The sequence below is a fragment of the Pseudomonas sp. SWRI81 genome, assembly GCF_014268545.1.
Lineage (GTDB): Bacteria > Pseudomonadota > Gammaproteobacteria > Pseudomonadales > Pseudomonadaceae > Aquipseudomonas > Aquipseudomonas hamedanensis.
Window position 1 is genome coordinate 1 of record NZ_JABWQS010000078.1, and the last position, 9,584, is coordinate 9,584.

The 9,584-nt window shown below is 60.3% G+C and carries 9 protein-coding genes; 6 read left to right on the forward strand and 3 right to left on the reverse strand.

Features of this window, described 5'->3' with window-relative positions:
• Positions 1–81 precede the first annotated feature (81 nt).
• The 3 genes from HU765_RS26305 to HU765_RS26315 are packed head-to-tail and all read right to left on the reverse strand — an operon-like array spanning position 82 to position 2,415.
• Positions 82–462: a DNA polymerase III subunit chi gene (locus HU765_RS26305; RefSeq protein ID WP_186624011.1), complete on the reverse strand. Its 381-nt coding sequence runs from the start codon at positions 460–462 to the stop codon at positions 82–84.
• A gap of 8 nt (positions 463–470) precedes the next feature.
• The gene (locus tag HU765_RS26310; RefSeq protein ID WP_186624012.1) at positions 471–899 is read right to left on the reverse strand and encodes a DNA polymerase III subunit chi; all 429 of its coding nucleotides are present in this window, start codon (positions 897–899) and stop codon (positions 471–473) included.
• A gap of 25 nt (positions 900–924) precedes the next feature.
• On the reverse strand, positions 925–2,415 hold the full coding sequence (locus HU765_RS26315; RefSeq protein WP_186624013.1) for a leucyl aminopeptidase: 1,491 nt from the start codon (positions 2,413–2,415) through the stop codon (positions 925–927).
• 307 nt (positions 2,416–2,722) lie between these two features.
• On the opposite strand from HU765_RS26315, the gene lptF reads away from it, so the two are divergent.
• The 6 genes from lptF to era all read left to right on the forward strand — a co-directional run bounded on the left by lptF (position 2,723) and on the right by era (position 9,486).
• A complete protein-coding gene (lptF, locus tag HU765_RS26320) occupies positions 2,723–3,844 on the forward strand; it encodes an LPS export ABC transporter permease LptF (RefSeq protein ID WP_186624014.1) in 1,122 nt (373 codons plus the stop codon).
• On the forward strand, positions 3,837–4,898 hold the full coding sequence (lptG, locus tag HU765_RS26325) for an LPS export ABC transporter permease LptG (protein WP_186624015.1): 1,062 nt from the start codon (positions 3,837–3,839) through the stop codon (positions 4,896–4,898). Before lptF ends, lptG begins: the two co-directional genes overlap by 8 nt.
• 173 nt (positions 4,899–5,071) lie before the next feature.
• Positions 5,072–6,868: a translation elongation factor 4 gene (gene lepA / locus HU765_RS26330; RefSeq protein ID WP_186551278.1), complete on the forward strand. Its 1,797-nt coding sequence runs from the start codon at positions 5,072–5,074 to the stop codon at positions 6,866–6,868.
• Positions 6,869–6,877: 9 nt separating this feature from the next.
• Positions 6,878–7,732, forward strand: coding sequence for a signal peptidase I (gene lepB / locus HU765_RS26335; protein ID WP_186624016.1), 855 nt, complete (start codon positions 6,878–6,880; stop codon positions 7,730–7,732).
• Positions 7,733–7,901: 169 nt separating this feature from the next.
• Positions 7,902–8,591, forward strand: coding sequence for a ribonuclease III (rnc, locus tag HU765_RS26340; protein WP_024011703.1), 690 nt, complete (start codon positions 7,902–7,904; stop codon positions 8,589–8,591).
• Positions 8,584–9,486, forward strand: coding sequence for a GTPase Era (era, locus tag HU765_RS26345; protein ID WP_016771562.1), 903 nt, complete (start codon positions 8,584–8,586; stop codon positions 9,484–9,486). Before rnc ends, era begins: the two co-directional genes overlap by 8 nt.
• Positions 9,487–9,584: the final 98 nt, after the last annotated feature.

Below are 9,584 nucleotides of genomic sequence, written 5' to 3' on the forward strand. Positions count from 1 at the left end.
CGAATGCGGTGTGCCAGGCGACACATCGGTGACAGACACACCGCATTCGCGAGCAAGCCCGCTCCCACACTGGATTTGTTGTTATTCGTACTGGCTGAGCAGCCGTTCCATCCGCGCTTCGAGGCGGCGTTTGATTTCGGTTTCGATGTGCGGGGCGAAGTCGTCGATCACGTCTTGCATGATCAGTTGCGCGGCGGCGCGCAGTTCGCTGTCCAGATGGAGAAGGGCGTCCGGGCCTTTGTCGGCGGGCGCGGCTGTCGGTGCGGGCGCCTGTGCGGGTTCGACGGCGGGAGGCTCGGCCCCGACCGGGTCGAACAGCATTGGAATCTGTTCCTGTTCGATGTCATCGACCGTATCGGTCAACAGCGGCGGTTGCAGGTTGTCATCGCCGAGCAACTGACGGATCGATTCGAGATCGTCCAGCAGGTGTGCGGACTTTTGCTGCGGTTTCGGAGTGTCCATTGGAATGCTCAGAGTCGCTGTAAACGGTGGTCTTGCAGAGGATAGCCCTGTTCGCGGTAGAAACGGAAACTCTCCCGCGCGGCAGCTCGAATGGTCGAATCTTCAACGACAACTTCCGCCACCCGGGCGAATCTGTTGGCGAAAGCCGGGACTTTCAGGTCGAGATTGACCAGCAGATCCTGATGCTGGCCGCAGTCATCGCCCAGCCCCAGGACAATCAAGCCGTCCGGTTCACTCTCGGCCGGGCCGTGGGGCACGAAGCTTTCGCCCTTGAACGTCCACAGCCGCGCATCAAGCGCCTCACGCTGGGTGGCATCGCTGCAATGCAGGTAAATGCGATGGCCCATGCGCCAGGCTTTCTCGGTGAGCTTGCAGGCGAAGTCCAGGCGAGCCGAAGGGTCGGCGCTGGGCAGAATGTAGAAGTCGACTTTGGTCATTGCGGTTCCAGGGCAGCAAGCGGGTTCAGGCTTTGGCGCGATCCAGCAGATACTGGGTCAGCAATGGCACCGGACGGCCTGTGGCGCCCTTGTCCTTGCCGCCGCTGGTCCAGGCGGTGCCGGCGATGTCCAGGTGCGCCCAGTTGAGGTTCTTGGTGAAGCGCGACAGGAAGCATGCCGCAGTGATGGTGCCGGCCTTCGGCCCGCCAATGTTGGCGATGTCGGCGAACGGGCTGTCCAACTGTTCTTGATACTCGTCGAACAGCGGCAGTTGCCAGGCGCGGTCGTCAGCAGCCTTGCCGGCACTGAGCAGTTGCTCGATCAGTTCGTCGTTGTTGCCCAGCAGGCCCGAAGTGTGTGCGCCTAGGGCAACCACGCATGCGCCGGTCAGGGTGGCGATATCGATGACGGCCTGCGGCTTGAAGCGCTCGGAATAAGTCAGTGCATCGCACAGCACCAGACGGCCTTCGGCGTCGGTGTTGAGAATTTCAACGGTCTGGCCGCTCATGGTGGTGACGATGTCGCCCGGACGCGAAGCGTTGCCGCTCGGCATGTTTTCGGCGCAGGCGAGGATGCACACCAGGTTGATCGGCAGCTTCAGTTCCAGCACCGCACGCAGGGTGCCGAACACGCTGGCAGCGCCGCCCATGTCGTACTTCATTTCGTCCATGCCGGCGCCCGGCTTCAGGCTGATGCCGCCGGTGTCAAAAGTGATGCCCTTGCCGACCAGTGCGTAAGGTTTCTCGGATTTCTTGCCGCCGTTATATTGCATGACGATCAGGCGCGGCGGCTGGGCGCTGCCCTGGCCGACGGCGTAGAACGAGCCCATGCCCAGCGCTTTGATCTTCTTCTCGTCGAGGACTTCGACTTTCAGGTCCTTGAAGTCTTTACCGAGGTTTTTCGCCTGCTCGCCGAGGAACGTCGGGTGGCAGATGTTCGGTGGCAGGTTACCCAGGTCGCGGGTGAAGGCCATGCCGTTGGCGATCGCGGTGGCATGGTTCACGGCCCGCTGCACTTCGGCTTGTGCAGCCTTGATGGTCAGCAGGGTGATTTTCTTCAGCGCGCGCGGTTCGGCCTTCTGGCTTTTGAATTGATCGAAGGTGTATTGGCCATCCAGCAGGGTTTCGGCCAGCAGACGGGTTTTGCCGTAGCTGTCGCGACCTTTGACGATGACTTCGTCCAGCGCGAGCACGGCGTCGCTGCCGCCCAGGCCTTTGAGGGTGCCGAGGGTGCCGGCAACGATTTTGCGGAACGGACGGTCGCCCAGTTCTTCGTCCTTGCCCACGCCGACCAGCAGCACGCGCTCGGCTTTGAGGTTTGGCAGGCTGTGCAGCAACAGGCTCTGACCGACCTTGCCGGCCAGGTCGCCACGCTTGAGTACGGCGCTGATCGCACCGCCGCTCAGTTCGTCGACCAGTCTGGCGGCGACGCCGAGTTTACGGCCTTCGCCGACGGCAACCACCAGGGTGGCGGTTTTCAACGTTTCCGGGCTAACGCTTTTTACAACCAGTTCCATGTGCGGATCCCTGAATGAATGGTCAACACGCAGGCGCTCGACGGTGGCCGCAGTCGCCTGCTTATAAAGAGAAGAGGCGCAGGCCAAAGCCTGCGACAAGGGCCGCAGTTTGAACCCCGCTCCCCGCGCCTGACAACCCTCGGTTGTACGATCTGCAACGGATTACAGATATGGATGAGTGCGCGCAGTGACAGGCGCACCCAATCACAGGATAATGCCGCATCTTTTTCGACGGCTCTGCGTTGCGGGCCGGTCGATGTGTTTGCTTGTTTGGCCGCCTTAGCCTGACAACCCTGGAGTGTCTGGTTTGATCGTCTTCCGCTATTTGTCCCGCGAAGTCTTGTTGACCCTCAGCGCCGTGAGTGCCGTGCTGCTGGTTATCATCATGAGCGGTCGTTTCATCAAATACCTGGCCCAGGCCGCTGCCGGCCAGCTGGATCCGGGCTCGCTGTTCCTGATCATGGGCTATCGCCTGCCGGGTTTTCTGCAGCTGATCCTGCCACTGGGGCTGTTCCTCGGCATCCTGCTGGCTTACGGTCGCCTGTACCTGGAAAGCGAGATGACCGTGCTGTCGGCCACGGGCATGAGCCAGCAGAAGCTGTTTCGCATCACCCTGTTTCCGGCGACCCTGGTCGCGCTGGTGGTGGCATGGCTGAGCCTGGGGCTTGCCCCGCAAGGGGCCAATCAGTTCCAGCTGTTGCTCAACAAGCAGGATGCCCTGACCGAATTCGATACGCTTGAGCCGGGCCGCTTTCAGGCGCTGCGTGACGGTACGCGTGTGACCTATACCGAATCCCTGAGCGACGATCGCGTCAATCTGGGCAACGTGTTCATCTCGCAGAAGAACCTCGGCGCCGATCAGAAGGACCGTGGGATTTCCGTGCTGGTGGCCGAATCGGGCCGTCAGGAAATCCGCCCCGACGGCAATCGCTACCTGATTCTCGATAACGGCTACCGCTATGACGGCAGCCCGGGGCAGGCCGATTACCGCGCCATCCATTACGAAACCTACGGCGTGCTGCTGCCCAAGCCGGACGTCAGCGAAGAGGTGACTGACCGCGACGCGATGCCGACCTCGAGTTTGCTGGGCAGTGATGACATTCGTTCCAGAACCGAACTGCAATGGCGCCTGTCCCTGCCGCTGCTGGTGTTTATCGTGACCCTGATGGCCGTTCCGCTGGCACGGGTGAATCCGCGCCAGGGGCGTTTCCTCAAGCTGCTGCCGGCGATTCTTCTTTATATGGCTTATTTGACGATCCTGATTGCCGCGCGCGGCGCCCTCGAAAAAGGCAAGATCCCGCCGGCCCTGGGGCTGTGGTGGGTGCACGGGATTTTCCTGTTGATCGGTCTGGGCTTGCTCTATTGGGAGCCGCTGCGCCTGAAAATGGCCAGTCGCCGCGCCGCTGCGCTGGAGGTGGCCCGTGGTTAAACTCGACCGTTACATCGGCAGCAGCGTGTTCATGGCGATCATCGCCGTGCTGGCGATCATCCTCGGCCTGGCGACCTTGTTCGCTTTCATCGATGAAATGGGTGACGTCAGCGATACCTACACCCTGGTCGATGTGCTTGGCTTTGTCCTGCTGACCGCGCCACGCCGTCTCTACGAAATGTTGCCGATGGCGGCGCTGATCGGCTGCCTGATCGGCCTCGGCAGCCTGGCCAGCAGCAGCGAACTGACCGTCATGCGCGCCGCGGGCGTGTCCATCGGCCGGATCGTCTGGGCTGTCATGAAGCCCATGCTGGTGCTGATGCTCGCCGGCGTCCTGATTGGTGAATACGTCGCCCCGGCCAGCGAGAGCATGGCCCAGGCCAATCGCTCGCTGGCACAGGGCAGCGGCGACGCGCAGAGTGCCAAGCACGGTATGTGGCACCGCCAGGGTGAGGAATTCATCCACATCAACGCGGTGCAGCCGAACGGCCTGCTGTATGGCGTGACGCGCTATCACTTCGACAAGGAGCGCCATCTGCTCAGTTCCAGCTTTGCCAAGAAGGCGGAGTTCGACGGCGATCATTGGCAGCTAAGCGAAGTTTCGACCACGTTGTTCAAAGAGCGCAGCACCGAAGTGGTAAACACGCCGACCGAGCGCTGGGACGTAGCGTTGAGTCCGCAATTGCTCAGCACCGTGGTGATGGCGCCGGAATCGCTGTCGATCAGCGGACTGTGGGGCTACATCCACTATCTGGCCGAACAGGGCCTGAGCAACGGGCGTTACTGGCTGGCTTTTTGGGTCAAGGTGTTGCAGCCACTGGTGACTGCCGCGCTGGTGCTGATGGCGATCTCTTTCATCTTCGGCCCGCTGCGTTCGGTGACCCTCGGTCAGCGTGTCTTTACCGGCGTGCTGGTGGGCTTTACCTTCCGCATCGTCCAGGATCTGCTCGGGCCGTCGAGTCTGGTGTTCGGCTTCTCGCCGCTGTTCGCGGTGCTGGTGCCGGCCGGGGTCTGTGCGCTGGCAGGTGTCTGGTTGCTCAGGCGAGCGGGTTGATGAACAAGCTTTCATCCTGTGCTTGAACCCTAAAAACGCCTCGGTCGAAAGATCGGGGCGTTTTTGCATGTCATCCGGGTGACAGGCGAACGTGACGCTTGCGCCGTGTATCAGGTACAATTCCCGGCTATTTTTCGGCGGGCCAAGCCTGCAGCCTTTTTGAGTGTTGATCCGTGAGTGATTTGAGTCATATCCGCAATTTCTCCATCATCGCCCACATTGACCATGGCAAGTCGACGCTGGCTGACCGTTTCATCCAGATGTGCGGCGGCCTGGCCGAGCGTGAAATGGAAGCCCAGGTACTGGATTCCATGGATCTTGAGCGTGAACGCGGGATCACCATCAAGGCCCACAGCGTTACCCTCTATTACAAAGCCCGCGACGGCATCACCTACCAGCTGAACTTCATTGACACCCCCGGCCACGTCGACTTCACCTACGAAGTCAGCCGTTCCCTGGCGGCGTGCGAAGGTGCCTTGCTGGTGGTCGATGCGGGGCAGGGCGTAGAAGCCCAGTCCGTGGCCAACTGCTACACCGCTATCGAGCAGGGCCTTGAGGTCATGCCGGTGCTGAACAAGATCGACCTGCCGCAGGCCGATCCTGATCGCGTAAAAGACGAAATCGAGAAAATCATCGGCATCGATGCCACCGACGCCGTCACCTGCAGTGCCAAGACCGGCCTGGGTGTCGACGAAGTGCTCGAGCGTCTTGTCCATACCATTCCTGCGCCGACCGGCAACATCGAAGATCCGCTGCAAGCGTTGATCATCGACTCCTGGTTCGACAACTACCTGGGCGTTGTCTCCCTGGTGCGTGTCCGTCACGGCCGGGTGAAGAAGGGCGACAAGATTCTGGTCAAGTCCACCGGCAAGATCCATCTGGTCGACAGCGTCGGTGTGTTCAACCCGAAACACACCGCCACCGTCGATCTCAAGGCCGGCGAAGTGGGCTTCATCATCGCCAGCATCAAGGACATTCACGGTGCGCCGGTCGGTGACACCCTGACCCTGAGCTCCACGCCAGACGTTCCGGTGCTGCCGGGTTTCAAACGCATTCAGCCACAGGTTTACGCCGGTCTGTTCCCGGTCAGCTCCGACGATTTCGAGGATTTCCGCGAAGCGCTGCAGAAGCTGACCCTGAACGACTCGTCGCTGCAGTACACCCCGGAAAGCTCCGACGCACTGGGCTTCGGTTTCCGTTGCGGCTTCCTCGGCATGCTGCACATGGAAATCATCCAGGAGCGCCTCGAGCGCGAGTACGACCTGGACCTGATCACCACCGCGCCGACAGTAATTTTCGAGCTGGTGCTGAAAACCGGTGAAACGATTTACGTCGACAACCCGTCGAAGCTACCGGATGTCTCGGCCATCGAGGACATGCGTGAGCCCATCGTGCGCGCCAATATCCTTGTGCCGCAAGAACACCTGGGCAACGTCATTACCCTGTGCATCGAGAAGCGCGGCGTTCAGGTCGACATGCTGTTCCTCGGCAATCAGGTCCAGGTGACCTACGACCTGCCGATGAACGAAGTGGTCCTGGACTTCTTCGACCGTCTCAAATCCACCAGCCGCGGCTATGCTTCGCTGGATTACCATTTCGATCGTTACCAATCGGCTAATCTGGTGAAACTGGACGTGCTGATCAACGGTGACAAGGTCGATGCCCTGGCGTTGATCGTGCACCGTGACAACTCGCACTTCAAAGGTCGCCAGTTGACCGAGAAGATGAAAGAACTGATTCCTCGTCAGATGTTCGACGTGGCGATTCAGGCCGCCATCGGTGGTCAGATCGTCGCCCGGACAACCGTCAAGGCGCTCAGAAAGAACGTATTGGCCAAATGCTACGGCGGTGACGTCAGTCGTAAGAAGAAACTGCTCGAGAAGCAGAAGGCCGGTAAGAAACGCATGAAACAGGTCGGCAACGTGGAAATTCCACAGGAAGCCTTCCTCGCCGTGCTCAGGTTGGAATAATCAGGTCCTATGTCGCTAAATTTCCCGCTGTTGCTGGTCATCGCCGTGTTCGTCTGCGGCCTGTTGGCGTTGCTCGATCTGCTGTTCCTGGCGCCGCGTCGGCGTGCTGCCATTGCCTCCTATCAAGGCAGTGTCAGCCAGCCGGAAGCCGTGGTCGTCGAGAAACTGAACAAAGAGCCGCTGCTGGTTGAATACGGCAAGTCGTTCTTTCCGGTGTTGTTCATCGTACTGGTCCTGCGTTCGTTCCTGGTGGAACCGTTCCAGATTCCGTCCGGCTCGATGAAGCCGACCCTGGACGTTGGCGACTTCATTCTGGTGAACAAGTTTTCATACGGCATCCGCCTGCCGGTGATCGACAAGAAGATCATCGAAGTCGGTGATCCACAGCGCGGCGATGTCATGGTGTTCCGCTACCCGAGCGACCCGAACGTCAACTACATCAAGCGTGTGGTCGGCCTGCCGGGCGACACGGTGCGTTACACCGCCGACAAGCGTCTGTTCGTCAATGGCGAATCGATTGCCGAGAAAATGGTCGGCGCCGAGCCGGGCACCCTGGGCAGTGCAGAACTCTACAAGGAAAAACTCGGCGCAGCCGAGCACCTGATCCGCAAGGAAATGAGCCGCTACCGCGCCACCCCGGATCGCTCGTGGACAGTGCCTGCCGGGCACTACTTCATGATGGGCGACAACCGCGACAATTCGAATGACAGTCGCTACTGGGATGATCCGAACATTCCCAAGGATCTGCTGGGCATGGTTCCCGACCGCAATATCGTCGGCAAGGCCTTCGCGGTCTGGATGAGCTGGCCGGAGCCGAAACTCAGCCACCTGCCGAATTTCTCGCGGGTCGGCCTGATCAAGTAATTACACACGGCGCTGTTGACCACAGCGCCGAATGCATTTCTGGAGCCGGCACAAGCGGCTTCGCAATCGCCAGGATCTCATTTTTGAACACAGCGTTAATTGTCCCAGGCCTGCGCCGTACCCCGGCGATGGCAGTGGAATCCAGCCACGAACTCAGCGTGGGTAAACCGTGAGCGTTTCTCTTAGCCGTCTCGAGCGCCAGCTCGGTTACACCTTCAAGGATCAGGAGCTGATGCTGCTGGCCCTCACGCATCGCAGTTTTGCCGGGCGCAACAACGAGCGCCTGGAATTCCTCGGTGATGCCATCCTCAACTTCGTCGCTGGCGAGGCGCTGTTCGATCGCTTCCCGCTGGCCCGCGAAGGCCAATTGTCGCGTTTGCGCGCACGCCTGGTGAAAGGTGAGACGCTGGCCGTGCTGGCGCGCGGTTTTGACCTCGGCGATTACTTGCGCCTGGGTTCTGGCGAACTGAAGAGCGGCGGTTTTCGTCGCGAATCGATTTTGGCCGATGCCCTTGAAGCCCTGATCGGTGCAATCTACCTCGACGCCGGCATGGACGTCGCTCGCGAGCGCGTACTGGCCTGGCTGGCCGGCGAGTTCGAAGGCCTGACGCTGGTCGACACCAACAAGGATCCGAAGACCCGCTTGCAGGAACACCTGCAATCGCGCGGCTGCGAGCTGCCGCGCTACGAAGTGGTGGATATCCAGGGCGAGCCGCACTGCCGAACCTTCTTCGTCGAGTGCGAAGTGGTCCTATTGAACGAAAAGAGCCGAGGTCAGGGTGTGAGCCGTCGTATTGCCGAACAGGTAGCGGCCGCCGCAGCACTGATAGCCCTGGGCGTGGAGAATGGCAATGACTGATACAAACGCAACTCGCTGTGGCTACGTTGCCATCGTCGGCCGTCCCAACGTCGGCAAGTCGACGCTGCTCAACCATATTCTCGGCCAGAAGCTGGCGATCACCTCGCGCAAGCCGCAGACCACCCGCCACAACATGCTGGGGATCAAGACCGAGGGCGACGTGCAGGCGATCTACGTCGATACTCCCGGCATGCACAAGGGCGGCGAAAAGGCCCTCAACCGTTACATGAACAAAACCGCTTCGGCGGCGTTGAAAGACGTCGACGTGGTGATTTTTGTCGTTGACCGCACCAAGTGGACCGACGAAGACCAGATGGTTCTCGAGCGTGTGCAGTACGTCACCGGTCCGCTGATCGTCGCGCTGAACAAGACCGACCGCATCGAAGACAAAGCCGAGCTGATGCCGCACCTGAGCTGGTTGCAGGAACAACTGCCAAACGCGCAGATCATTCCGATTTCCGCGCAGCACGGGCACAACCTCGAAGCGCTGGAAAAGGTCATCGCGGACCATCTGCCGGAGAACGATCACTTCTTCCCGGAAGACCAGATTACTGACCGCAGCAGCCGTTTCCTCGCCGCCGAACTGGTCCGCGAAAAAATCATGCGCCAGATGGGCGCCGAGCTGCCATACCAGATCACCGTCGAGATCGAAGAGTTCAAGCAGCAGGGCAAGACCTTGCACATCCATGCCTTGATTCTCGTCGAGCGTGACGGCCAGAAGAAAATCATCATTGGCGACAAGGGCGAGCGCATCAAGCGCATCGGCACCGAAGCGCGCAAGGACATGGAGCTGCTGTTCGACTCCAAGATCATGCTCAACCTGTGGGTCAAGGTGAAGGGCGGCTGGTCCGATGACGAGCGCGCGCTGCGTTCGCTGGGTTATGGCGACCTGTAACAGTCCCGGTTTTCTCATACACCAGAGAACCCCTGTGGGAGCGGGCTTGCTCGCGAAGACGGTGAATCAGTCGATACATTTTTTCGACTGACTCACCG